This is a genomic window from Paenibacillus taichungensis (assembly GCF_047302525.1).
Taxonomy (GTDB): domain Bacteria; phylum Bacillota; class Bacilli; order Paenibacillales; family Paenibacillaceae; genus Paenibacillus; species Paenibacillus taichungensis_B.
Genome location: NZ_CP168020.1, coordinates 4,486,677 through 4,509,674, shown reverse-complemented (window position 1 = coordinate 4,509,674; position 22,998 = coordinate 4,486,677). Strand labels below are relative to the sequence as shown.

Sequence of the window (22,998 nt, the reverse complement as noted above, 5' to 3'; positions counted from 1 at the left end):
ATAATTCAAGCCACAACGAGCGTAAAAGCGATAAGCAGCATCAACAGACTGGTCATTCTGGTCATCGCCATATAAGGTCTGCTGGGCTCAGCCTCTCCCCGGGAAATCCAGCCATAACGCAAGTACCAGCCAAATTTCGGGAAGCACAAATTAATGATACAAAGTGTCATGAATATAAAAAAGAGGGTTCTCATGCCCGATCTTCCTTCCTCATTTTACATGACCGGCTCAAAATTAACGTTTACGTCTGGAGAAGAAGAAAACAAGCAAAATAATAATAATGACGATTAATAAAAATTTCATGAGTGATCCTCCTGATGACATGATAAGTTTTTGTGACTGTATTAATCAGATATTACCCAAGGAACACATGGCTTGAATAACTATGTTACAATTAATTATATTGTTTTTATATAATCACATACCATCGGGTTATCGATAGCTTCATTATGAGCATGAACACAACACAACAAAGTTTGGTGAGATGAAGGAGGAAGCATGACTAAATACAATCAACTCGCTATACAATGGGAATTTATTATCTCTAAGATTAAATCTTCCGTGACCGTAGTCGATGCTACCTTGCCTGATTTTCCGCTAATGTATGTAAATGAATATTTTAGTGAATTAACCGGATATAGTGCAGAAGAGTCGATGGGACAGAATTGTCGGTTCCTGCAAGGGCCGGATACGGACCCGGAAACCGTACAGAAAATTCGCGAAGCGTTGAAGAAGCAGCAGTCGATCAAGACAGAGATTCTGAACTATACGAAGCATGGACAGAAATTCTGGAATGAACTGAATATCGATCCTATTTTCGATGATTCAGGGGAATGTCTGTTTTTTGTAGGGATTCAATACGATATTTCGGAGCGGAAATATGGTGAGCAGCAGTTGCGGATGGCAGCTTCGCTAACAGAAATGAACAGTAGGGGAGAGCTGGAGTTCATTGGGAAGCTGAACCATGAACTTCGCACGCCGCTGAACGGGATTATGGGCATGATCGAACTTGTCGGCATGGGTGACAACAGTGAGGAGCAGAAAGAGTACTTGGAGCTTGCGCGCCAGTCAGGGGAAGCTCTTCTGAATATTGTCAACAATAGTCTTGATATGGCCAAGCTGGGCAGAGGGAAAATGAGAGTGGAGCAAATTGAGTTTCAGCCGTTGAAGCTGATTCAACAGATTATTAAGACACATGAACTCGCGGCGCAGAATAAACAAATTCGCTTGCTCTGTCATGCGGATCTGGCTACTCCTGATGTACTCACGGGAGATCCTCTGCGTCTCCGACAAGTGCTGGATAACCTACTCAGCAACGCTATTAAATTCACGGAACAAGGTGAAGTGCAATTACAGATGGATATTCAGGAGCAGCGAGGGAATACCGTTATCCTGGTATTCACTGTACACGACACGGGAATTGGCATTCCAGATAATAAAATTAATCAATTGTTTGAAGCATTCACGCAGACGGACGTCTCCCACGCACGCAAATTTGGCGGCAGCGGACTTGGACTCACCATCTGCAAAGAGTTGCTCGAATTGATGAATGGTCAAATATCGGTGGAGAGTATCGAGGGAAAAGGAACGAAGTTTCAGGTTACCTTGCCTTTACTTCGACAACAGGCGATTCCTAACGTGGGGTAGTCTATGCAGAACAGCCGGGAAATGTCGGCTGTTTTTTTATATTGTTTAGCGAACTGGCGTTCTGGTATAATGCAAGTGTTGAATGGGGGAGAAACAGCATGAGTAAAAGACGCAGAAGTAGAAAGAGCAAGGGCAAGCAACGATTTAAAAAGCAGATATTGACGCTGGTGGCAATGTTAATGGTAGCTCTCTATGCATGGGTTGGGGGAGAATGGTCTCTGGATATACCGTCCCAATTTGGGGGAAGCAAGGGGGGCGTAGATCATACTATCACATTCCCAGCCGAGCGATATCCCGAAACGGCCAATCATATCAAGACGGCCATCAAAGCAGGACATTCGGATGTATGCACCATTGATCGCAGTGGAGCTGAAGGTAATCGGGATTTGTCACTCAAAGGTGTTCCGGTCAAAAAGGGGAAAGACCGGGATGAATGGCCAATGGCGATGTGTGCGGAAGGCGGTGCGGGTGCGGATATCCAATATATTAGTCCCAAAGATAATCGTGGTGCAGGCTCATGGGTGGGAAACCAACTAAGTACATATCCGGATGGAACACGAGTAAAGTTTGTGGTGAAATAACGACGGACTATGAATGAGAAAGTAATTGATGCAGAAATGCCTTGGCTTTGAAAAATTGTGGCATAGCGTAAAAGGCAAAAATAAAACCAGACGTCGAAGCGTCTGGTTTATTTTATGAAGGACGAAATAAACACGTCTAGTTCACGTATAAATACATGAAGTACTTGTTCCCTGTTTACAGATCAGCCGTACACAACTGCATTCCACTTAAATGATGAGAGCGAATGCTTAACAGACGTGTGACTTGTTCCACTTCGTCGAATGGAATCCACAGGCTTCCATGGACTGTCCGTAAGGAAAGAATGGAAGCATCGGCTGTACGTTCCGGAAATCCAGCTACCGTTTGTCCACTTGTATTACGAACGATGATTTGTTGTTTGCGTCGAATGGCAATTTCTACCTCTTTTTTCATATGTCATTGCTCCTGGTTATGGAATAGTAATTCGATATGTCAATAATTTCAATGGTTAATTTGTCTTCTTTATCTAGTCTATCAGAACTAGGTATAGATTTCCAGATCAGAAATTAAATTTTACATAGGTGAAAGGACTTATTACATGTGATCCGTTTTTGAAGAAGCAACAAGGGTTATATAAGGGTAAAAGGAGGGGGAATAAATGACACAATTGCTGATTGGAATTGTACGCACGGAGAATGAAGCCATTATCATGCTGAATAACTTAAAAGAAGAAGGTATAGCAGATAAATATTTGGGTGCGGTAGCCAAAGAACAGGTTAATCTCGAAATGGTAAGCGAGAAGACTGGTTTGCCTATGCCTCTGAAGGGCGCAGGAACAGACGGTGCACTAGGCGTGCTTAAAGGGGTGCTTGCTGGTCTGGGCAAGCGGATGGATCAGACGATGTCCATCGGAAAAGCGGTACGTAAACTCGCAGGCAACGAGATTGGAAATGACACGGATGATCTGGTGCTTACCTTGACAGAAGCAGGGGTCTCCGAAGAAGATGCTAATTATTATGAAGATTGGCTGGTGCAGGGGCATATCTTGGTGGTTGTGGAATGCAGCGAGGAAGAGGCGGCCCGAATTGCACCTATTCTTCTTTTTTAGTTTAATTTAAGCCTGATTTTAGGTTTTTTTAATGTTGGGGAGGTATTCTTATTTCACACCTCCCTTAATATAGATGGTTTAAAGAAAGTTCGGGACCGCAACTCGAACTTTCTAGGCACTGCTCGCTAACGCTGGCAGTGCCTGTTTCATTTTTTTTGGATTATTTTATATTAAGGTGTTGCAAAGTGATAAATTTTATGGTAAGATATTTCTTGTCGCCTGAAGTGATGAAGCAATACATACATATGCCGGGGTGGCGGAATTGGCAGACGCACAGGACTTAAAATCCTGCGGTAGGTGACTACCGTACCGGTTCGATCCCGGTCCTCGGCATCCTAAGAAAAGATCGCATGACGCTTGTTAAACAAGTTGTTCATGCGATCTTTTTTTGTTTGAAAATTTTGTTATTCTTTGCCGTGCCATTCAGGTTCATAAACATTAAAAAATGATAATACATATCAGATGACGCCTGTGGGGCTGCCCATTATGAATTACCAGGATCGATGGTGTATACTATCCGTAGGCATAAATTACCTTTATCTTTGAACTTGAAGAACTCAAGGTTGCATAACAAAATAAACAATTTTATGGACGGAGGACTCGACCCATGTTGAAACAGCTTAAGCCCTATAAGGTGCTGCAGGAACGCAGAATCGAAGAGTTGAAGTCAGATGCGTATCTCCTGGAACATCAGAAATCCGGAGCCAAAATTGTACTCTTATCTAATCAGGATGATAATAAAGTGTTCAGTATCGGTTTCCGTACTCCTCCGGAAGACAATACAGGTGTAGCTCACATTCTGGAACATTCCGTACTGTGTGGCTCCAAGAAATTTCCGGCCAAGGATTCCTTTGTTGAATTGCTGAAGGGTTCTCTTAATACATTTCTGAATGCGATGACATATCCCGATAAAACGATCTATCCGATTGCAAGTCGGAATGATCATGACTTCCATAACCTGATGGATATTTATTTGGATGCGGTACTCCACACGAATATTTATGATAATGAAAAAATATTTCTGCAGGAGGGTTGGAATTACAAGCTGACCTCAGCTGAAGATGAGTTAACTTATAACGGTGTTGTATATAACGAGATGAAGGGCGCATTTTCTTCACCGGAACGGATTGTGCGCAGAGAAGTCCTGAATTCACTTTTCCCGGATACTACATATTCTTGTGAATCAGGCGGATTTCCCGATGCAATTCCCGATCTGACCTATCAAGGCTTGCTGGATTTCCACTCCAGATACTATCATCCGTCCAACAGCTTCATTTATTTGTATGGGGATATGGATATGGAAGAGAAATTGCAGTGGTTAGATGAAAACTATCTGAGTGAGTATGATCGAATCGAGATTGATTCTGCCATTCAGCTCCAGCCTGCATTCGGACAAAGAGTGGACGCAGTTAAGACATATTCTGCCGGAAGTACCGAATCAGAAGTGGATAACAGCTTCTTGACCTATAATGCGGTCATTGGAACAAGTCTGGACAAGGAATTAAACATCTCGTTTCAAATTTTGCTGTACGCACTGCTTAACGCTCCAGGAGCGGTTCTGAAGCAGGCTTTGCTGGATAAGGGCATTGCGAAGGATGTATATGGTACGTATGATGACAGCCTGTATCAGCCTGTGTTCACCGTTGGATTGAAGAAGAGTAATCTGGCAAGCAAAGAAGATTTTCTGGGGACGGTAAAAGAGGTGCTGGAGCGTGTTGTGAAAGAAGGCTTTGATCCAAAAGCGCTGCTCGCAGGTATTAATTCCTATGAATTCAACCACCGTGAAGCCGATTATGGAAGAATGCCCAAAGGATTAATCTATGGTTTCTCCTCATTGCAAAGCTGGCTGTATGATGTCGAAGCTCCATTTACTCATTTGGAAGCGAATGACGTATTTGCTGAGCTGAGAACGAAGATGACCGAGGGTTACTTCGAGAAGTTGATTGAGACGTATTTACTGAAAAATACGCATACTTCTTTCGTTGCTGTCACCCCGGATAAAGGATTGAACGCACGTAAAGAGGAAGCGCTGAAAGCACATCTGAAATCAGTTCAGGCGGGACTGAGTCAGGAAGAGATTCAGCAACTCATTCAGAGAACTGAGGCTCTTGCCGAGTACCAGAATGCACCTTCAACCAAGGAACAACAACAGGTGATTCCAACGTTATCGATAGAGGATATTGAACCGAAAGCATCGACGCTGTATCAGACGGTAAATCAGGTCGAAGGTACAACCGTTCTGCACCATAACATCTATACCAATGGGATCGGTTATCTGAGACTGTTGTTCGATATTAAGGAAGTCCCACGGCGTTTGCTGCCGTATGTTGGATTGCTGAAAAGTGTGCTTGGTTACGTCGACACTCAGAATTTCTCATTTAATGAATTGTCGAATGAAATTCACATTCATTCCGGGGGCATTCATAGTGGCATCGGTACGTATGCAAACGCGCATGAGCACCGTGATTTCAAGGCTACGTATGAATTCAACGCCAAAGTGCTGTATGACAAGCTTGGATTTGCTTTTGACATGATCAAGGAAATTGTGTTTACGTCCAAATTTGATGATTCGAAGCGTTTATACGAAATTATTGCTCAGTTGAAAGGCAACTTGCAGCGCAATCTGATCAGCGGAGGGCATTCAGCGGGAATTGGCCGTTCTACCTCTAAACACTCGGCTGTTGCAGACTTCAGGGAAGCGGTTAGCGGCATCGCCTTTTACCAGTGGCTTGAGGAGCTTCAGGCGAACTTTGAGGCTAGAAAAGAAGAACTGTCGACCAGCCTTCAATCGTTGACTAGCTTTATTTTCAGACCAGAAAACTTGCTGGTAAGTTACACTGCGGATGATCAGGGATATACGGGCTTAGAGAAACAGGTATCCGATTTGAAAGCGAAGCTGTTCACCCAAGATGTTGCCAAAGAAAAAGAGGCATTTACACCTGTTCATCACAAAGAAGGATTCAGATCACCATCTGAAGTCCAATATGTTGTTCAAACAGGTAACTTTATTGATAAAGGGTATTCGTACACAGGCTCACTCCGTGTCTTGCAGGGGATTCTATCTCTGGATTACTTGTGGAACAATATCAGGGCCAAAGGCGGAGCATACGGCTGCATGTCAGGTTTCAGACGTAACGGAGACAGCTATGTAGCATCGTACCGCGACCCGAATCTCGAAAAAACATACAAAGTTTATGAAGAGATGCCGCAATACCTGAAGGATTTCAAAGCAGATACACGGGAAATGACGAGATATATCATTGGCGCCATCCAGGACCTCGATACACCAAGAACGCCTTATGGCGAAGGATCATTCTCTCTGGAATGTTATCTGTCTAATGTCACCGAAGCCGATCTTCAGAAAGAACGGGATGAAGTGCTAAGCACAACAGAAAGTGACATTATAGGTTTTGCGGAAGTGGTATCCGCCATATTGGAGCAGCAGCAACGCTGTGTTATCGGTAATGAAAACAAGATTGAGGACCAGAAGCAATTATTTGACGAAACCCTTGATTTAATCAAGAACTAATCGAATGATGCATCAAGTCGAAGCATGAAGCAATAAACATCTGATCCCAAAGGGCGCTTTTATGAGCTGTAATAGCTTATAACTGCCGCCCTTTTCTTGTTACCGGGTTTTCTTTTCCAATCTAATCTGATCAATCAGCAGCTTATGTTGAAGGTTTAGGTGACGGCGAGCATATTATAGATCTTTAACGTACGCAGATCTTCCTTAGAAATTTTCAGCTCGTTATATAACTCCTGATTCTCAGGCAAGGGCGTTCGAGAGAATAGCATTTTCAAAGCGATGGGCATAAAGGGGCGGAAGGAAACACCTGCCATCAATCCCCACTTTTTCTCGGACTCCTGAAAAGATGCTAAAATGTTAATATACAGATTCTCCAGCGGTGTAGCCTGATTTTTCAGAATCAGCGTGGTGAGTGTGTCGTAATGCTCGGTGTGGCCCCAATACATATTTTCGCATTCTTGATAATTCTCAAAATTCTTGACGTTCATATACATTACGGTTCGATAACGATTCGCGTCCGACTGTGCCATCATGTCAATGACACAACGGATGAGGCTATTGTTTCGCCCGTCATAAAAATACGAATAAAATCTTGTGGAATTTTTGAAAAAGCTGGACGGTACCGTATTCATAAGAGGAGAAGCTTGCTTGGGCTCGATATACAGCAGCTGCTCCACTTGAATGTTCAATGAATCAGCAATTTGATGCAGCGTGACTACATCAAGTGTAATATCTCCGCTCTCATACTTGGACAGAGTAGCTTTGCTTTTGTGAATCTGATCTGCCAGCTGCTGGACCGTTAACCCTTTCCATTTGCGAAAATTACGGATTTTCTTGCCGACTTCTTTGTTGATGGTGTTCATATCGGATCTCCTTCTGCTAAGTTTCTTAAGAATATGAGAAAAGGTGAAACCCATTGGTAAAATCAATCTATACGAAAAATATAACACTTTTTTCATGAAAATACCTATTCAGAAGAAACATTAAGATGGATTTGTTTCTTTTGAATAGATTGTATTGCGTTTGATGTCACTTCTAAGCCATGAAATAATGTGTCTAACAGAACCTCATCCCAGGATGGAGAACAGAGAGAAAGAGGCGCAGAAGGCTATGAAGTATGATTTTGATGAGATTATCGATCGCACAGGAACCAATGCCATGAATACGGATGGTTTCCGTCAATATATTTTTAATGCAACAGAAGATATGAAATTTCCCTTTAAGGATGAAGAATTTATTCGCATGTGGATTGCAGATATGGAGTTTGCCACACCTCCCGAAATACGGGAAGCAGTTAAGGAGCGTTTGGACCGGAAAATTATGGGGTACTCCCAGGTGTTCGATCCGGCATACTACGAAGCTGTCTCCAACTGGATGAACAGATACTACGACTGGTCTTTTCCCAAGGAGCATCTGGAGACATCGCATGGGATCATTCCTGCTCTATATGAATTAGTTGAATATATTTGCAAACCGAATGAAAAGGTGCTGATTGTGACACCCTCCTATGGTTTTTTCAAATCGGCTGCGGAGCATAATCATCTTGAACTAGTTTGCTCAGATCTGATCAACGAGCAGGGACATTATTCAATAGACTTTGCAGATTTTGAAGCCAAAGCCAGCGATGAACAAGTCACGTTATGTATTTTTTGCAATCCGCATAATCCGTCCGGACGGGTATGGTCAACAGAAGAGTTACAACGTGTGGGCGAGATTTGTCTGAACCATAACGTGTGGGTAATTTCGGATGAAATTCACTGTGATTTGCTGCGTACAGGAAAGAAGCATACACCGCTTGCCAAGCTGTTCCCGGATACGGATCGAATTGTTACCTGTATGTCGCCGAGCAAAACGTTCAACATGGCGGGCCTGATGTTCTCCAACGTAATTATTGCAAATGAAGGACTCCGAACGATCTGGCAAACACGGCATTATGGATTCAAAAATCCGCTGAGCATTGCTGCGACTCAAGCTGCTTATGAACATGGCGACGAATGGTTGAAACAGTTGAAAACGTATCTCGATGACAATTTTTCCTTTGTGGATCAATATGTGAAACGTTATCTGCCACAGGCGATCTTTCATATTCCGGAATCTACGTATCTGGCATGGATTGATATTACGGCATACGTCCCCCAAAATGTAAACCTGCCTTTATTTTTCGCTGAACAAGCGGGGGTATTACTTGAAGATGGGCATATGTTTGTAGCTAATGGAGGCGGGTGTATCCGTCTGAACCTGGCATGTCCGCGTTCGGTTCTTGAAGAGGGGCTCAGAAGAATAAGCACTGTGTTGGTCAATAAAGATGAGGGTGTACCCGTTCAAGTCTGAATTCAATTAACTATAAACAAGGTACAGAATTGCTTTAACGCTGAAGTACAGATTCAGAACGCATCAATTCACAGCGATAGCCATTCCGTGGTAAGTCTGAAGTAACGTTAGTTATACAGGCAACCTATTCCCCTGATGTACACTTCTGGTCTGCTGTCCCCGGTTATGTTAAAATGGTGGATAGTCTATGAGTCGTAGGATACGGCTCACGCAGGTGGCAGTTCGTTATGTGGACTGCACGGATATGTATTCATCAGGGAAAGGAGCCTTTACATATGTTTGGAAATGATTGGGACACGGTACTTCAGGAAGAGACTGAAGCCGAGTATTTCAACAACATTCGTTATGCACTCGCCGCCGAGTATAAAACACAGACCATCTTTCCACCCAAGGAAGATTTGTTCTCGGCTCTTAAACTGACCCCGTATCATAAGGTCAAGGCTGTTATTATCGGTCAGGATCCTTATCACGGAGCAGGTCAGGCTCAAGGATTAAGTTTCTCTGTCAGACCGGGGGTGCGCATTCCTCCTTCTTTGAAAAATATATATAAGGAGCTTCACGCGGATCTAGGTCTGCCGATTCCGAATCACGGATCGCTGGTTCATTGGGCAGAGCAGGGTGTGCTGTTGCTTAATGCGGTTCTGACGGTACGGGAAGGGCAGCCGAACTCCCATCAGGGACTGGGATGGCAGACGTTTACAGACGCTGTCATCCGGGCATTGAATGAACGTTCAGAACCGATGGTATTTATGCTTTGGGGCAGTCATGCCCAGAAGAAAGGGGCATTCATTAACCGGGATAAACACCTGGTGTTGGAGTCTACGCATCCAAGTCCGCTTGCAGCACATCGTGGCTTCCTGGGCAGTCGTCCTTTTTCCAAAGCCAATGAATTTTTGACCTCCAAAGGTATTGAACCGATTGATTGGACGATACCGGAAAACTAGACAAACGGGGGGCGAAGGCATTGCGACATTGGGTAGGACGGAAAGTAGCCGTATATCGTGCAACCGGCATACGAGAGCCACTGAAAGGAACGCTGGTCGAGTGGGATGAAGAAGCGGATTGTGTACGAATCGGACCCAAGCGGATCAAGGTATCGTTCGACAATATCGCAATGATCCGGCCTCTGCCTGAAGAAAGCCTTCCCTTGAAAAAAGCGCGTTCCGAGGTGCATAAGGTTGGATATGTGATGAAAAAGGCGGTACAATTTGAAAATGCCATCTATTTCAAATCACAGGTTATGATTTGGCGTCGGGCCAAAATTGTAGCATTATCCACAACGATTATACGTCATGATGATGATCAGGTTGAGCTTGCAGACGGCCGGATTCTTCGCAAGGACAAGCATATGTTTGTGGTGCGCTCACGGCGTGGGATACGATAAGTCCACTGATATTTAATATTCATTTCATGCAAAGATCATATGGATTTAATGTTCGGCCTTTATAGTAAACAGTAACAACCCCTTCTAAAAGATGTGTACTAATTATGGGAGCCCGGCCGGCTGCAAACGGTCGGGTGTTTTTTTTATTCACTTGTGTATGATGAGTGATGTAACATAGTATTTACACTCATGTTATACACTAATGAAATAGATAATGAGAAGGAGTGAAACCCATTGAAACGTATATGTGTTTTTGCAGGCTCCAACCCGGGAAATCACCCCGATTACACACAGCAGGCTATTAAATTGGGTAAACAGATCGCCGATAGCGGGTACGCTCTCGTCTATGGCGGTTCATGTATGGGATTAATGGGTGCGGTCGCCGATGCTGCTCTGGAACAGGGTGGAGAAGTGATTGGTGTCATGCCGACTGGTTTATTCCGCGGAGAGGTCGTACATGGTGGTCTTACGCAGCTGATTGAAGTGGGAACGATGCATGAACGCAAGGCAACGATGGCCGAGCTGTCCGACGGATTTGTAGCGCTTCCTGGTGGTATGGGGACATTCGAAGAATTATTCGAGGTTCTTTGCTGGGCACAAATTGGCATTCATCGTAAACCCGTCGGTTTGTTAAATGTAAACGGATATTACGAGCCGCTGATGAAAATGGTTGAGCACAGCGTGCATGAAGGATTTTCCAATACCTCACATCTCAGTCTATGGAGTCTGGAGTCTGACCCGGCTGAACTGTTGAACCGGATGTCATCCTATATTCCGGCACAGTTGACCCAGAAGTGGTCACAGCTTCATGATAAATAACTACCCGCTCCAGCGGAAAACTTTCCGATGTGCCCAAGCAAGTTCCCTCCCCAAACATAGTCTATAGTGTACTTTCTTAAAAAGAGGGGAGTGTCACTCATGAGCGAAATCAAAGGCACAGGATACGGTTACGGAGGTTTTGGCGGTGGAGCATGGACATCAACAGGCGCAATTCTGGTGTTATTCATCCTGCTCGTTATCATCTCTCGTACATTCGTTCTGTAAATCGATCAGCCATTCCGGGACGGTGACGTAGTCGCCGGGACAACGCCCGATGAAGAAATGGCCTTTCCAAGAGACGCCGGTACGGCCGGTGTCTCAGGGGAACGGTTTTTTTTCTGTCTGCAAAAAAAAGAACTCCGCCTCCATGGTAAAGAGAGACAGAGTGGGGCGAGGGGAGTTAGACCGTTACCACAGTATCACCAGGCAAACTGAGTGTTTTCCAGGCAATGTATAGTCCAATTGCGGCTGCAATAAGAGCAAGGATGGCAGCGATAAAAGCCAACTTATCCAGTTGACTCTGTTCATTAATAATAGATGATTGATTACTCGTTTTGTCGGGAACAGCCAGACCCCGAACGGATGCCTTTTTCATGTGTTGGCGTGGTCCGGGTGGAGTTCGGGTTTTACAGCTGGGTTTGCTGGATCTGCTTTTTGCAGAAATTCTGGGTAAGGGAGCTTTTTTGGAGGAAGATTTGGGAGATACCGATTTCTTCTTCGTTAGGGGTTTCAAAGGGCGACCTCCTTACAGCGGAGTGCAGTTGTCTATGACTGATACTATATTATGTCTGCTTTACAGATTGAGTTCACAAAATGAGTGAATCCCCAGCCTTCCAAGATGTTGCCCTATACACGGACGAAGCATACAATTAAACGCTCTGTTAATACAGGTATGACAAACTGCGTTTATAGTGAGAATCATAGAGTTAATGTTGAACTCAGGAGGCGCTGGAATGAAAAGAATTGAAAATATTGCCCATAGGGGAGCATCCGCCGTATGTCCCGAGAATACGATGGTTGCATTTGAACGCAGCTTGCAGCTTGGAGCGACAGGCATTGAAACGGATGTGCAGCTGTCCAGTGATGGTAGACTTGTACTGATACATGATGAGACGTTAAGCCGCACTGCCGGAGCAGAAGGCTGGGTCAAGGATAAATTATATGAGGAGTTGCGTATTCTTGACGCAGGAACTTGGTTCCATGCCGATTTTGCTGGAGAACGCATTCCATCTTTGGATGAATTATTCGATCTGGTTCGGGGGAAAGACATTTTACTTAACCTTGAATTGAAAAATGGTATTATCAGTTATAAGGGAATGGAAGAAAAGATGCTACAAGCGATTCGGGATTGGGGCATGGAACAACAGGTCATTCTTTCCAGCTTCAATCATGCCTCATTAGTGAGGTGCAAACGTCTTGCCCCGGAAATTCGTACAGCACTTCTATATATGGAAAAGCTGTACCGCCCATATGATTATGCTGCCAAACTGGAAGCTTCTGCTCTGCATCCCTACAAGCTGGCTGTAACACGAGAAGAAGTTGCTGCTGCGCTGGCTCAGGGAATTGCAACACATCCGTTCACGGTGAATGATCCTGCCGAAATGCAGGAACTGATCGACATGGGTGTGCAGGGAATCATTACAGATGTGCCTGATGTACTGGCAGCATTGACTGCTGTACATAGTCGTTAATTCATATTTAAAACCAAGGTGCTGCATTGGAGTTCTTATACTCCATGCAGCTTTTTTAGTACAAAAATTCATTTATGCAATAAACATGTCCCATTTGTCCATTGCCAGAGACAGTTAGTTGACATACAATGGTCTATGGGAATGAGAATCAATATCAATATCAGTTTTGTATTAATAGAGAGGTGAATGTTATGTACATAGGATCTGTCTACATCACTCATAACAAGGGTGGGGGCATATGAGTTCGAAAGTTTCATCGGCAAGTCAACCTGCGGAATCACCGACAGCCAAAATACACACTCGTCCCTGGGCTGCCACATTGATCCTGACAGGGGGGATTCTGCTGCTCGCGCTGGGTATGGCGTTGTCCATTTCGTTTGGGGCCGCAGATATCAAGCTGGGCGTTGTATGGGAGGCGATTTTTAACTTTAATCCTGAACTGACTCCGCATCAGATTATATGGGAGATTCGGTTACCGCGTATTCTTGGCGGAGCGATGGTGGGTGCCTGCTTCGCAGTAGCCGGTGCCATTATGCAGGGGATGACCCGTAACCCGCTGGCAGATTCCGGGTTGCTCGGACTGAATGCTGGCGCAGGATTTGCGCTCGCTGTCTGCTTTGCCTTTTTCCCGGGCATGCCATATATGTATATTATTCTGTACTCCTTCGTGGGGGCAGGACTTGGGGTTCTGTTGGTCTATGGTTTCGGTGCAGCGTCCAAATCCGGACTTACACCTCTCCGGCTCGTTCTGGCGGGGGCGGCAGTGTCTGCGATGCTGTCAGCACTCAGTGAAGGGATTGCACTGTATTTCAAAATTGGACAAGACCTCGCTTTCTGGACAGCTGGCGGTGTAGCCGGGACAAAGTGGTCCCAGTTGGAAGTCATGTTTCCTTGGGTTTTAGCTGCGCTTATTGCAGGGATTATTATCTCCCGTTCCATTACGCTGCTTAGCTTGGGAGAAGACATCGCCGTTGGATTGGGTCAACGTACTGGCTTGATTAAGCTGGTTGGTCTGATTGTTGTACTGATCCTCGCAGGTACAGCGGTATCCGTGGTTGGTGCTGTTGGTTTTGTAGGGCTTATCATCCCCCATCTCACACGTAAATTAGTTGGGGTCGATTATCGCTGGATTATTCCATGTTCCGCAGTGATGGGCAGTCTGCTGCTCGTATTCGCGGATCTGGCTGCACGTATGATTAACCCGCCATATGAGACGCCAATTGGCGCCTTGGTTGCCCTAATTGGGGTACCTTTCTTCCTCTATCTGGCGCGTAAAGAAAGGAGGACTCTGTAACGATGGAATCCTCAACTCTGGTTGGAGCAGAACGCAAAAAGAGAACAAAAAGCACCATTGTCATGATTGTGCTTGGTGCGTTGATTATTACGGCTTTTATTATCAGTATGAATACAGGCTTCACTCGGCTTTCTCCACTTGAGGTTATGCGGACCTTGTTTGGCGGTGGGACAGCTAAGCAGGAACTGATCCTGTTTGAATTCCGTTTGCCGCGTATCGTCATTTCGGTTATGGTCGGTGCGGGACTTGCACTATCCGGTTGTATTTTGCAGGGGGTATCCCGAAATCCTCTGGCTGATCCAGGGATTCTCGGTATCAACGCTGGAGCCGGATTGGTTGTTATGTTGTTTGTTTCCTTCTTCCCGACAACGACGGCTGCTCCAGTATTTTTGCTGCCAATCCTGGCCCTGATCGGTGCAACTTTTGCTGCATTTCTGATTTATGTGCTCTCTTACAAAAAGGGAGAGGGTCTCATGCCTACTCGCATGTTGCTTACAGGGATTGGGGTAGCAGCAGGGATCAGCTCAGCCATGATCGTGCTAACACTTCGGCTCAGTCCGGAGAAGTATCAATTTGTAGCGACCTGGATGGCAGGTAGCATCTGGGGTTCCAATTGGAAATTCGTAACGGCGCTGCTGCCGTTTCTCATAGTCCTTGTACCGCTTGTTCTGTATAAAGCCCGTGTGCTCAATGTACTGAACCTTGGTGATCAAACAGCAAGTGGTCTCGGCGCTCCGGTAGAACGCGAAAGACTGATCCTGCTGGCTGCTGCCGTGGGACTAGCCGGATCATGCGTATCCGTCAGTGGCGGCATTGGTTTTGTGGGTCTAATCGGTCCACATTTGGCACGTCGTCTCGTGGGACCAAAACATCAGTTCCTTTTGCCTGCATCCGCATTGGTCGGATCATTGCTTGTACTTGTTGCAGATACGCTTGGACGTGTAATTTTGCAGCCTTCAGAGATTCCAGCAGGTATTCTGGTTGCCATCATTGGTGCCCCATACTTCCTGTATCTCTTGAGCAAAACGAAATAGAAAGGCAATCATGTTGTATGGTTGCTATAAGGAGGGCTTAAGTCCATGCTTCGCCGTTTCTTTGCCTATTACAGGCCTTACAAAAAGCTGTTCATTCTGGACTTTAGCTGCGCGATTTTCGTAGCTCTGCTGGAACTGGCCTTCCCGCTGGCAGTCAATAGAGTCGTGGATGACCTTTTGCCAGGGGGACGCTGGGACTGGATATTATGGGCATGTCTTGCGCTGCTCGCGATCTATCTATTAAACTCATTCCTCAACTTTGTTGTTACATACTGGGGACATAAGCTTGGCATTAACATCGAGACCGATATGCGTAAAGCTCTTTTCAATCATGTACAGAAGCTATCATTCCGTTTCTTTGACAATACCAAAACCGGACACCTGGTCTCTCGTATGACCAATGATCTGATGGATATCGGCGAGATTGCCCATCATGGTCCGGAGGATGTATTTATCGCAGTCATGACGTTGATTGGTGCATTCAGCATCATGATGAGCATTAACGGAAATCTGGCCGTGTTAACATTTATCATCGTGCCGCTCATTATTTATCTATCCTTGTATTTTGGCAGCAAGATGTCCAAGGCATTTAGCCGAATGTTCGGGGATATAGCGGATTTCAACGCACGTGTAGAAAACAATGTAAGTGGTATTCGCGTGGTTCAGGCTTTTGCTAATGAAGAGCATGAAAAAGCACAATTCGCTGTAAACAACAGCCGTTTCCGTCAGACCAAACTGATCGCATACAAAATTATGGCCTGGAACTCTTCCATCAGTTACATGCTGATGAAGCTGGTATCCCTCTTTGTACTGGTATGCGGCACATGGTTTGTTATTCAAGGCAGTATGAGCTATGGTCAATTTATTGCATTTATTATGTTGTCCAATGTGTTTCTTACACCCATTCAGAAGATCAACTCCGTTATTGAGACGTATCCAAAAGGGATTGCAGGTTTCAAACGTTATACGGAATTGCTCGATATGGAGCCGGACGTTGAAGATCGACCGGGTGCCACTACGGTATCTCATCTGCGTGGAGATATCCGATATGAGCAGGTGACTTTTGGCTATTCGGATCAGGAGCCTGTTCTTAAAGGGATTGATCTGAATATTCACGCCGGCGAAACAGTGGCCCTTGTAGGACCATCCGGTGCAGGGAAAACAACGTTGTGCAGTCTGCTGCCTCGTTTCTATGATGTGCTGGAAGGTCGCATCACGATCGATGGTCAGGAGATTCAAGACATGACGCTGGATTCATTGCGCAGTCAGATCGGAATTGTTCAGCAGGACGTGTTCCTGTTCGATGGAACAGTTCGTGAGAATATCGCGTATGGCAAGCTGGATGCAACAGAAGAAGAAATCTGGATGGCAGCTCGTCGTGCACAGATGGAAACACTGATCACTTCCATGCCGGAAGGAATGGACACGTTAATTGGTGAACGCGGTGTGAAACTGTCCGGCGGACAGAAACAGCGCTTGTCCATTGCGCGTATGTTCCTGAAGAATCCTCCAATTCTAATTTTGGACGAAGCTACATCTGCACTGGATACTGAGACAGAAGCAGCAATCCAGCAATCCCTTGCGGAATTGTCCGAAGGACGGACTACATTAGTCATTGCCCACAGATTGGCTACGATCAAAAATGCGAATCGCATTATTGTTGTTGCCGAGCAAGGGATTACAGAGCAGGGAAGACACGAAGAATTGCTTGAAGCAGGTGGAGTATACAGCCGTCTGCATTATGCACAGTTTGGTGCCTGAACGTAACAGAGCGTTTGTGAACGTAATATAAGAAAACTGTATAAGAATTAAAAAATAACGCCTTCGTCTACTCATTATCCTGAGTAAGCGAAGGCGTCTTTTTCTACTTTTTAATTTCAAGTTGTGCCTGTTGGCAAGAGAAGAGAATCACGCATCTAAGTCAGAGGATGTTTTAAAATACGTGGCATGACTTGAGCAAACGATCTCTTAGTTTCACTTTGTTCGGACTCCGCTTGAGTTGAGGTGGTGGATTCACCTGATTCTGCTTCAGCGGTCGTTGTGGATGGTTATGCTTTGCTACCACAGGCTGATAACAACGCGCCAATCAGGGTAATCATGAGTATAAGGGGACCGAGCTTGCGTGTTGCTTTCATCGTTATAGTTCCTCCCGCATAGGTTACTTATTTTATAATGATAATCATTATCAATTTAGTTCGAATGTGATCAGTTTATCGAAAGCGGGGTAGGTTGTACAATGGACAAACAGGCGGAAATCCTTTGTACAAAAATAAAACAATTCTAAATGGAGGAGGCGAACGTTATGAACACTATGCTGGTAATTCTCATGACCTGGCTGATATTGATTTTGATTCTGGTCATCTTGGTGCAAGGTATTCGAAAGAATTCGAAGGCAGGAGCCAAATCCGTCTTCAGACGTTGGGGTGGATTATTGATCGGATTATTTGTTGTGGGGACTGTGCCTTTGGGCTTTGCGCTGTATACAGAGTGGGGTGTGGAGCGGCTGGATGCCAACATTGGATTGGGACTGGCTTTGTTTTTTACCTGGGCATACTGTGCCCTCTTGTTATGCGTGGCATTAGTGATCTGGGGAAGGTATGGGTATAAGCATTACAGAAAGAAGTGATTTTGTTGCCCTCATGTTTATGATAAACATATGTTTGCATGCAACAATAACCATATATGGAACGTTGAAATTAGAAATAGGTTTTAATAAAGGGGGATTTACATATGTCCCATCTTCGTCGAGTTCTGATATCGCTCCCGATCCTGATCGTATGCCTTACCGGATGTTCGGGATATAACGATTGTAATTCAGTGCAAACTCAAGCGAATACACCAAGTGAAGATGGATTCACTGGTTATGTGGTTGACCGCGAAGGCGATTCCATTCTAGTGGTTGATCCTGCATATGAAGACTTCGGTGCTAACGGAGGAGAAAGTCGGTATTATCCGGCAAAATGGTTCTCCAATGCGCCTAATCCAGAGGTTGGCTCCTATGTTGAAGTCTGGACGGATGGCAGCCCCGAAAACGAGCCTTACCCTGGACAAGCCAGAGCGGAAACGATTGCTGTAGCTTGCCCGGCCACTCCAGATGGTGCTCATATGAGTGAGGAGGATGCCATCCGGGCTGGATTGTACTCATCAGACGGAGAGCAAGTACGTATTCCTGTAATTGAGAATGTCGATTTCGATGAGGATATAGGAACATGGACCATTCGTATACGAGATGCAATGTCAACGACGGATACTCAGGATCAGATAGAAGTGAAAGTAGAAGACATTGAGCCAGTAGGGGAGCAGGAGTAAGGATGTAGAATTTCATTGTTGGATGAACAGAGGAGATAGGTATGAATGTTAGAGAATGGCTTCCCCGCGACAAGCATGATACTGAAGCGGTGCGTAAGTTAAGTGAATTAGGTAATGAAGAGTTGAGAGATATCATTCCTGAGCTTATGGAGTGGTTGCAAGATGGGAATTGGCCCATTGCCAGATCCGTAGAAGATTTACTTTTAAGATTCGGAGAAGAACTTATTCCTTATATTCAAAATGTATTTAAAACAAAAGATTCACAGTGGGAATATTTTATGCTGACGGGACTAATTAGTAGATTGCCTTCGCGATATCTAATAGTATTGAAGAATGATTTGGAAAGAATTTTGAAAAATCCTACAAAAAGTGAGATCCTTGAAGAATTGGATGAGGTTATAGTACCACTACTGAATAAAATACAATAACAAGCAATTTAAGAAGCGTATTTTTCATTTTGTGATTCAGAAAAGTTCATACTAAGGAGCAGTGCAAAACAACCTTGAACGGCATAGCCTTTCAGGGTTGCCAAGAAATCAAGGAGCAACGTGAGTCCCTCGAAGAACAGCGCTACTTTCTATCCCGCAATCACTACGAATGAGCTGACTGCATAAATATCCTAACATGTGCAGAACGCTCATCAAGTCGAGGCAATTTCTGCAGATTGTAGTGTAGGAATGATTTGATGATGTAGAAGTTTATTGAAAAAAGAAGGTGTGATTTTGATTTTGTATCAAGGAAAGTCAAGAAAATTCATTATTGTATTGTTATCGTTATATACTTGTTTAACATTTTATTTCTTATTCCTGGGCTTCGATAGAAGCTCGTCCAGTCTTGATCAGGGCTTGCGATACAGCTTATCTCCTCAAGGAATTCCTTTACATTCTCCAATGGGGAGAGATTTTAAGATTTGGTTTTTTGAAATGGGGAACTTTATAGCTTTCATCCCCTTCGGGGTGATCATTCCGCTCCTCTTTCGCTGTGGGTTTATTCGCTTTATCAGCATTTTCATTCTCTGTATTACGATGTTAGAGACATTGCAAATGATCTCCCGTTTAGGTGCGTTTGATATAGACGATATCCTGATTAATACTTTAGGGGCTGCCGTGGGATATGGAGCACAGCGGATAGTAAAGCATCATCGGACTACATTAAAAGGATTTATTCGAATCTTCCTGACAGCGATTATTTTTTCAATTGGAATGGTCACTATTGTTGGAGGCCTCAATCATTATTTAGATAACGTTGACGGAAAAAGTGTTGCACTGAATGAACTTGTTTCGAGTGACGGGGCTGTAGTATGGGATGAAGAACTCTCCGGTTTTACAGTAGGCCAGACAAATGTTGAGCCTCAAATCAATCTGTACAGTAGAAAAAAACAAAAAACGAATGAGTTTTCATATCTCTTAAATAGAAAATACAAAAATATGACAGGTTGTTTCGCTATACCGGACGATGTTGTCCGCACAACAAGCAATGAGAGTATTACAGTAAGCTTTATCGCCGATGGAACAGAAATTTATTCTTTGGTTGTATCAGCGAACAGCGGGGAGAACCAGCTTGACTCTTTTCAAACTCCGTTAAAGGGAGTTAATGAACTGACTATAAAAGTAATGAATGGTAGTTCAAATCTGATGACAAATATAGTGATGTGGGACATTACACTGACGGAAGCAAACACAGGGCAAAAGTTCATCAACAGCATTAAATCCATGTTTTAATATATCAATGATAAAGCCCTCGATCCTGCCACTGAAGCAGCAAGATCTGAGGGCTCAATCCATTTCATGCTATATCAACAACAACTAATACCTCCACTACATAACGCTACCTTAATCCGCAATATTTCCCGCCATCTTCAGACGTCGTGCAATTTCCTGGAAGTCTTCCTGCGAAATACCTGGTGCGAATTCTTCTTCCACCGCAGGAGCTTCTGGGATCGGGAAACCTTCAGGCACGCCTTGAATGACTTCCAGCGGTTGTCCATCTTCGGGGTGTGTCCCTTTCCAGATCTGACTGATCGCATTAAAGTCTTTATCACTATAGGTATACAGCTTTGTGTGTAGGCCTTTTTCTTCGTATTTCCACGCCTCGTTAAAGGATTTATTGCTCAGGGATGGAATCGGCACCAATTTGGTTACATTCACACCGGTTGCGATCTCAAGCGCTTTAGCATAAGCGACCACATGCACGCCGCCGCGTACCAGCAAATAGCCAACAACTGCCCGGGCTGCGGGGTGATCGGTCATTTCGTAAACTTTCATTTTGTGAGTACGTGCTCCGCATTCGAGGAAAAAGTTATGCAATAGATCTTCGACCAGATTCCCACTGTTGAAAACATGGGCGCCTGTCCATGGATTACCCATGGAGTCGAAAGGCATTGCTCCCTGTGCACCAGCCAGGAAATGATAGGACAGACGCGCATCCTTCACGGAACCAAGTGGTGTATCGTCAGGCTCTTTGTATTCGGTGGAACCTCTGAGGCATTTGTTAATGCCATGAGACACAAGCTCTACATGACCTAATTCTTCGGCGGTGATACTCATCACCAGATCGTAGAAGGGTTTCAATTTTTCCTTGGAACGAAAATTAAAGGATTGATAGAGGTAATTGTTCAACGTTGACATCTCTCCGAATTTACCACCCAGCAATTCTTGTATCGCTGCCGCTGCATTCGGGTCCGGTCTCTCGACATTGGGGATTTCAATTGCGATTTCATCCATACGTTTGAACATTCGGGTGTAACCTCCTTGAAATGAGTGTTAAGAATAATGAAGTGATGCTGTCATGGCCTATTACACGTTTATCGAATACGCTAAACCCATAATTATGCAAATGAGGCTTAAGGCGTATGTAGCTGAGTCTACATTTGTTATTTCCAATCCCGTATTATTTATGTACAATCAGGACGAATGAAGTTAAGTATGGTTGTCATTATCTGATTTAAATGAAGGAGAAACTGAGAGTGCGCAAAAGTTGGATTATGGTAGGATGGGGTGTGCTGCTGCTTGCCGTTTTTAGATGTAGCGATGTTACGGCAGCATATGCAGATTATTCGAGTGAGCTGGATCAACAAAGAAAAAATGAGCTCATAGAAAAGTACGGTTTGGAAAAGCCGGAAGATCCACCACCGCGAAATCTTTTATTGGAGGGTGACTGGGGGATAAGCATCAATTCACCAATCGAACGGTATAAGATGGCGATAAGTACGGTTCAATCGCTCCAGCAACCGATTACGTTTATCATTCGTCTACTGGTGTAAAATAAACTTCTACAGGGCAGGCTAACGTAAACATTGCCCCGAGGAGTGAATGATATGAGAATGCTCATCGTAGTCCTGATGACGGTGATACTAAGTTTAAGTGGACTAGCAACAAGTTCAGCAACTGCGATTCCGGATTATGCGAAGTGGGGAATCATTGCAGTGAAGGAAACGCAAACCAAGTACAACGTGGACATTTTGGATTACAAACACATCGGCCGCACCTCACTAACAGCAGACCAATCCCGTGAACAGTTCAAGCTATGGGTACGTAACAAAGACGGTAAACAATTTGCTGTATTTGTAAATGTTGATTTTAACCCGTCGACCCAGCAGCTGAAAAAAGTACAATTCACGGAATCGGATCGACGTTGAACTGAACATGAACTGGACAGCAAGGCAGGACAGGAACCAGACTTCCCTATGAAAGGGAGTGAGTCTGGTTTTTTTATTTCAAAAAAATCCTTTTTTTAGTTGTTGAATAAAGAACTTACGTTCGCATATAATAATAAAACAAACACATGTTCTTATTGGAGGGATGATTATGCTAGGGAAATATATTGGTCAGATGGTGGAGCTCGTCTACATGGATCGTGCAGGGCATATTACACAGCGGCAGATTCGAATCAACAGTGTACGGGAAGGGAAGATTAGAGCATCCGCAGGGAAAGAGGGGGCACCCCGAACATTTCTGGAACAAGGTATTCTGGCATGGCGTCCCGTACTCCATAAGGAAGGGAAGGAAGAAATATGCTGAATGATTTTGAACGCAAAATTTTGCGTATTATTGTTAATTATGCAGGCCAGCGCCGCCGATTGCCACGAATGGATGAGCTGGAGAATAAGACGGGAAGAAGCAAGGCGTTCATTCATGAGTCACTGCTTGAGCTTGAGCGCAGGCAACATATTGTGTGGGAGAACAAGTCTACGCTGGAAGGTATACTAATTCTGCAAGCATGGGAGCAGGAACCACAACCCACTCGCAAAAGCCAGCCTGCTGGCGATGCCGTGAAATATTTTACCGAATATTAAAAACGCAAAAAACGCCAA

General features: G+C 44.5%; 26 protein-coding genes and 1 tRNA gene. 22 read left to right on the top strand and 5 right to left on the bottom strand.

Going from position 1 to position 22,998, the window contains the following annotated elements; genetic code table 11:
- Nucleotides 1-5 precede the first annotated feature (5 nt).
- On the bottom strand, nt 6-194 hold the full coding sequence (locus ACDJ58_RS20190) for a DUF6199 family natural product biosynthesis protein (protein WP_053784205.1): 189 nt from the start codon (nt 192-194) through the stop codon (nt 6-8).
- Between the two features lie 304 nt (nt 195-498).
- Between ACDJ58_RS20190 and ACDJ58_RS20185 the strand changes: the two genes are divergently transcribed.
- Both ACDJ58_RS20185 and ACDJ58_RS20180 read left to right on the top strand, forming a co-directional pair.
- The gene (locus ACDJ58_RS20185) at nt 499-1,647 is read left to right on the top strand and encodes an ATP-binding protein (protein WP_413372602.1); all 1,149 of its coding nucleotides are present in this window, start codon (nt 499-501) and stop codon (nt 1,645-1,647) included.
- A gap of 98 nt (nt 1,648-1,745) precedes the next feature.
- Nucleotides 1,746-2,228 (top strand): DNA-entry nuclease, encoded by a 483-nt coding sequence (locus ACDJ58_RS20180; RefSeq protein WP_413372601.1) that lies wholly within the window; start codon nt 1,746-1,748, stop codon nt 2,226-2,228.
- Between the two features lie 175 nt (nt 2,229-2,403).
- Here ACDJ58_RS20180 and ACDJ58_RS20175 read toward each other — a convergent pair whose 3' ends face one another.
- The gene (locus ACDJ58_RS20175; RefSeq protein WP_413372600.1) at nt 2,404-2,640 is read right to left on the bottom strand and encodes a hypothetical protein; all 237 of its coding nucleotides are present in this window, start codon (nt 2,638-2,640) and stop codon (nt 2,404-2,406) included.
- A 205-nt stretch (nt 2,641-2,845) separates the two neighbouring features.
- On the opposite strand from ACDJ58_RS20175, the gene ACDJ58_RS20170 reads away from it, so the two are divergent.
- The 3 genes from ACDJ58_RS20170 to ACDJ58_RS20160 all read left to right on the top strand — a co-directional run bounded on the left by ACDJ58_RS20170 (nt 2,846) and on the right by ACDJ58_RS20160 (nt 6,824).
- Nucleotides 2,846-3,295, top strand: coding sequence for a hypothetical protein (locus tag ACDJ58_RS20170; RefSeq protein ID WP_413372598.1), 450 nt, complete (start codon nt 2,846-2,848; stop codon nt 3,293-3,295).
- Nucleotides 3,296-3,542: 247 nt separating this feature from the next.
- A tRNA-Leu gene (locus tag ACDJ58_RS20165) sits at nt 3,543-3,628 on the top strand.
- Nucleotides 3,629-3,902: 274 nt separating this feature from the next.
- Nucleotides 3,903-6,824, top strand: a complete 2,922-nt coding sequence (locus ACDJ58_RS20160; protein ID WP_413372596.1) for an insulinase family protein — start codon at nt 3,903-3,905, stop codon at nt 6,822-6,824.
- A 155-nt stretch (nt 6,825-6,979) separates the two neighbouring features.
- Here ACDJ58_RS20160 and ACDJ58_RS20155 read toward each other — a convergent pair whose 3' ends face one another.
- Complete coding sequence (locus ACDJ58_RS20155) at nt 6,980-7,687, bottom strand: helix-turn-helix domain-containing protein (RefSeq protein ID WP_413372595.1); 708 nt, start codon at nt 7,685-7,687, stop codon at nt 6,980-6,982.
- A 247-nt stretch (nt 7,688-7,934) separates the two neighbouring features.
- On the opposite strand from ACDJ58_RS20155, the gene ACDJ58_RS20150 reads away from it, so the two are divergent.
- The 5 genes from ACDJ58_RS20150 (at nt 7,935) to ACDJ58_RS20130 (ending at nt 11,583) form a co-directional block, all read left to right on the top strand.
- Nucleotides 7,935-9,155 (top strand): MalY/PatB family protein, encoded by a 1,221-nt coding sequence (locus tag ACDJ58_RS20150; RefSeq protein WP_413372594.1) that lies wholly within the window; start codon nt 7,935-7,937, stop codon nt 9,153-9,155.
- Between the two features lie 275 nt (nt 9,156-9,430).
- Nucleotides 9,431-10,099: a uracil-DNA glycosylase gene (gene ung, locus ACDJ58_RS20145; protein ID WP_113054054.1), complete on the top strand. Its 669-nt coding sequence runs from the start codon at nt 9,431-9,433 to the stop codon at nt 10,097-10,099.
- A gap of 20 nt (nt 10,100-10,119) precedes the next feature.
- The gene (locus ACDJ58_RS20140; RefSeq protein WP_064636507.1) at nt 10,120-10,539 is read left to right on the top strand and encodes a hypothetical protein; all 420 of its coding nucleotides are present in this window, start codon (nt 10,120-10,122) and stop codon (nt 10,537-10,539) included.
- A 234-nt stretch (nt 10,540-10,773) separates the two neighbouring features.
- Entirely contained in the window at nt 10,774-11,358 is a 585-nt protein-coding gene (locus ACDJ58_RS20135; RefSeq protein ID WP_413372592.1) for a TIGR00730 family Rossman fold protein, read from the top strand.
- Between the two features lie 99 nt (nt 11,359-11,457).
- Entirely contained in the window at nt 11,458-11,583 is a 126-nt protein-coding gene (locus ACDJ58_RS20130; RefSeq protein WP_236703683.1) for a YjcZ family sporulation protein, read from the top strand.
- 175 nt (nt 11,584-11,758) lie between these two features.
- On the opposite strand, the gene ACDJ58_RS20125 is transcribed toward ACDJ58_RS20130, so the two are convergent.
- Nucleotides 11,759-11,953 (bottom strand): hypothetical protein, encoded by a 195-nt coding sequence (locus ACDJ58_RS20125; protein ID WP_413372591.1) that lies wholly within the window; start codon nt 11,951-11,953, stop codon nt 11,759-11,761.
- A 358-nt stretch (nt 11,954-12,311) separates the two neighbouring features.
- On the opposite strand from ACDJ58_RS20125, the gene ACDJ58_RS20120 reads away from it, so the two are divergent.
- The 8 genes from ACDJ58_RS20120 (at nt 12,312) to ACDJ58_RS20085 (ending at nt 20,407) form a co-directional block, all read left to right on the top strand.
- Nucleotides 12,312-13,049: a glycerophosphodiester phosphodiesterase gene (locus ACDJ58_RS20120; protein ID WP_413372590.1), complete on the top strand. Its 738-nt coding sequence runs from the start codon at nt 12,312-12,314 to the stop codon at nt 13,047-13,049.
- A 238-nt stretch (nt 13,050-13,287) separates the two neighbouring features.
- Complete coding sequence (locus ACDJ58_RS20115; protein ID WP_413372589.1) at nt 13,288-14,343, top strand: FecCD family ABC transporter permease; 1,056 nt, start codon at nt 13,288-13,290, stop codon at nt 14,341-14,343.
- A 2-nt stretch (nt 14,344-14,345) separates the two neighbouring features.
- Nucleotides 14,346-15,377, top strand: a complete 1,032-nt coding sequence (locus ACDJ58_RS20110) for a FecCD family ABC transporter permease (RefSeq protein ID WP_413372587.1) — start codon at nt 14,346-14,348, stop codon at nt 15,375-15,377.
- A 45-nt stretch (nt 15,378-15,422) separates the two neighbouring features.
- The gene (locus ACDJ58_RS20105; RefSeq protein WP_413372585.1) at nt 15,423-17,138 is read left to right on the top strand and encodes an ABC transporter ATP-binding protein; all 1,716 of its coding nucleotides are present in this window, start codon (nt 15,423-15,425) and stop codon (nt 17,136-17,138) included.
- 541 nt (nt 17,139-17,679) lie between these two features.
- The gene (locus ACDJ58_RS20100) at nt 17,680-18,003 is read left to right on the top strand and encodes a hypothetical protein (protein WP_413372584.1); all 324 of its coding nucleotides are present in this window, start codon (nt 17,680-17,682) and stop codon (nt 18,001-18,003) included.
- Between the two features lie 104 nt (nt 18,004-18,107).
- Entirely contained in the window at nt 18,108-18,686 is a 579-nt protein-coding gene (locus ACDJ58_RS20095) for a DUF3221 domain-containing protein (protein ID WP_413372583.1), read from the top strand.
- Between the two features lie 41 nt (nt 18,687-18,727).
- On the top strand, nt 18,728-19,114 hold the full coding sequence (locus ACDJ58_RS20090; protein ID WP_413372582.1) for a DUF5071 domain-containing protein: 387 nt from the start codon (nt 18,728-18,730) through the stop codon (nt 19,112-19,114).
- Between the two features lie 273 nt (nt 19,115-19,387).
- Nucleotides 19,388-20,407: a VanZ family protein gene (locus tag ACDJ58_RS20085; RefSeq protein ID WP_413372580.1), complete on the top strand. Its 1,020-nt coding sequence runs from the start codon at nt 19,388-19,390 to the stop codon at nt 20,405-20,407.
- 111 nt (nt 20,408-20,518) lie between these two features.
- On the opposite strand, the gene ACDJ58_RS20080 is transcribed toward ACDJ58_RS20085, so the two are convergent.
- A complete protein-coding gene (locus tag ACDJ58_RS20080; RefSeq protein WP_413372579.1) occupies nt 20,519-21,421 on the bottom strand; it encodes a manganese catalase family protein in 903 nt (300 codons plus the stop codon).
- Nucleotides 21,422-21,651: 230 nt separating this feature from the next.
- Here ACDJ58_RS20080 and ACDJ58_RS20075 point away from each other — a divergent pair, with 230 nt between their 5' ends.
- From ACDJ58_RS20075 to ACDJ58_RS20060, 4 genes are all read left to right on the top strand, one after another.
- Nucleotides 21,652-21,948 (top strand): hypothetical protein, encoded by a 297-nt coding sequence (locus tag ACDJ58_RS20075; protein WP_413372578.1) that lies wholly within the window; start codon nt 21,652-21,654, stop codon nt 21,946-21,948.
- Nucleotides 21,949-22,002: 54 nt separating this feature from the next.
- Nucleotides 22,003-22,323, top strand: coding sequence for a DUF3889 domain-containing protein (locus ACDJ58_RS20070; RefSeq protein ID WP_413372577.1), 321 nt, complete (start codon nt 22,003-22,005; stop codon nt 22,321-22,323).
- Between the two features lie 169 nt (nt 22,324-22,492).
- Entirely contained in the window at nt 22,493-22,705 is a 213-nt protein-coding gene (locus ACDJ58_RS20065; RefSeq protein ID WP_064636528.1) for a hypothetical protein, read from the top strand.
- A complete protein-coding gene (locus ACDJ58_RS20060) occupies nt 22,699-22,980 on the top strand; it encodes a hypothetical protein (RefSeq protein ID WP_413372576.1) in 282 nt (93 codons plus the stop codon). The genes ACDJ58_RS20065 and ACDJ58_RS20060 overlap by 7 nt, the downstream gene beginning before the upstream one ends.
- Nucleotides 22,981-22,998: the final 18 nt, after the last annotated feature.

Excerpts from the sequence above, each read along its gene's own strand:
- ACDJ58_RS20190 (WP_053784205.1), bottom strand. The coding sequence starts at position 194 with ATGAGAACCCTCTTTTTTATATTCATGACACTTTGTATCATTAATTTG.
- ACDJ58_RS20185 (WP_413372602.1), top strand. The coding sequence starts at position 499 with ATGACTAAATACAATCAACTCGCTATACAATGGGAATTTATTATCTCT.
- ACDJ58_RS20180 (WP_413372601.1), top strand. The coding sequence starts at position 1,746 with ATGAGTAAAAGACGCAGAAGTAGAAAGAGCAAGGGCAAGCAACGATTT.
- ACDJ58_RS20175 (WP_413372600.1), bottom strand. The coding sequence starts at position 2,640 with ATGAAAAAAGAGGTAGAAATTGCCATTCGACGCAAACAACAAATCATC.
- ACDJ58_RS20170 (WP_413372598.1), top strand. The coding sequence starts at position 2,846 with ATGACACAATTGCTGATTGGAATTGTACGCACGGAGAATGAAGCCATT.
- ACDJ58_RS20160 (WP_413372596.1), top strand. The coding sequence starts at position 3,903 with ATGTTGAAACAGCTTAAGCCCTATAAGGTGCTGCAGGAACGCAGAATC.
- ACDJ58_RS20155 (WP_413372595.1), bottom strand. The coding sequence starts at position 7,687 with ATGAACACCATCAACAAAGAAGTCGGCAAGAAAATCCGTAATTTTCGC.
- ACDJ58_RS20150 (WP_413372594.1), top strand. The coding sequence starts at position 7,935 with ATGAAGTATGATTTTGATGAGATTATCGATCGCACAGGAACCAATGCC.
- ung (WP_113054054.1), top strand. The coding sequence starts at position 9,431 with ATGTTTGGAAATGATTGGGACACGGTACTTCAGGAAGAGACTGAAGCC.
- ACDJ58_RS20130 (WP_236703683.1), top strand. The coding sequence starts at position 11,458 with ATGAGCGAAATCAAAGGCACAGGATACGGTTACGGAGGTTTTGGCGGT.
- ACDJ58_RS20125 (WP_413372591.1), bottom strand. The coding sequence starts at position 11,953 with ATGAAAAAGGCATCCGTTCGGGGTCTGGCTGTTCCCGACAAAACGAGT.
- ACDJ58_RS20120 (WP_413372590.1), top strand. The coding sequence starts at position 12,312 with ATGAAAAGAATTGAAAATATTGCCCATAGGGGAGCATCCGCCGTATGT.
- ACDJ58_RS20115 (WP_413372589.1), top strand. The coding sequence starts at position 13,288 with ATGAGTTCGAAAGTTTCATCGGCAAGTCAACCTGCGGAATCACCGACA.
- ACDJ58_RS20110 (WP_413372587.1), top strand. The coding sequence starts at position 14,346 with ATGGAATCCTCAACTCTGGTTGGAGCAGAACGCAAAAAGAGAACAAAA.
- ACDJ58_RS20105 (WP_413372585.1), top strand. The coding sequence starts at position 15,423 with ATGCTTCGCCGTTTCTTTGCCTATTACAGGCCTTACAAAAAGCTGTTC.
- ACDJ58_RS20100 (WP_413372584.1), top strand. The coding sequence starts at position 17,680 with ATGAACACTATGCTGGTAATTCTCATGACCTGGCTGATATTGATTTTG.
- ACDJ58_RS20095 (WP_413372583.1), top strand. The coding sequence starts at position 18,108 with ATGTCCCATCTTCGTCGAGTTCTGATATCGCTCCCGATCCTGATCGTA.
- ACDJ58_RS20090 (WP_413372582.1), top strand. The coding sequence starts at position 18,728 with ATGAATGTTAGAGAATGGCTTCCCCGCGACAAGCATGATACTGAAGCG.
- ACDJ58_RS20080 (WP_413372579.1), bottom strand. The coding sequence starts at position 21,421 with ATGTTCAAACGTATGGATGAAATCGCAATTGAAATCCCCAATGTCGAG.
- ACDJ58_RS20070 (WP_413372577.1), top strand. The coding sequence starts at position 22,003 with ATGAGAATGCTCATCGTAGTCCTGATGACGGTGATACTAAGTTTAAGT.
- ACDJ58_RS20065 (WP_064636528.1), top strand. The coding sequence starts at position 22,493 with ATGCTAGGGAAATATATTGGTCAGATGGTGGAGCTCGTCTACATGGAT.
- ACDJ58_RS20060 (WP_413372576.1), top strand. The coding sequence starts at position 22,699 with ATGCTGAATGATTTTGAACGCAAAATTTTGCGTATTATTGTTAATTAT.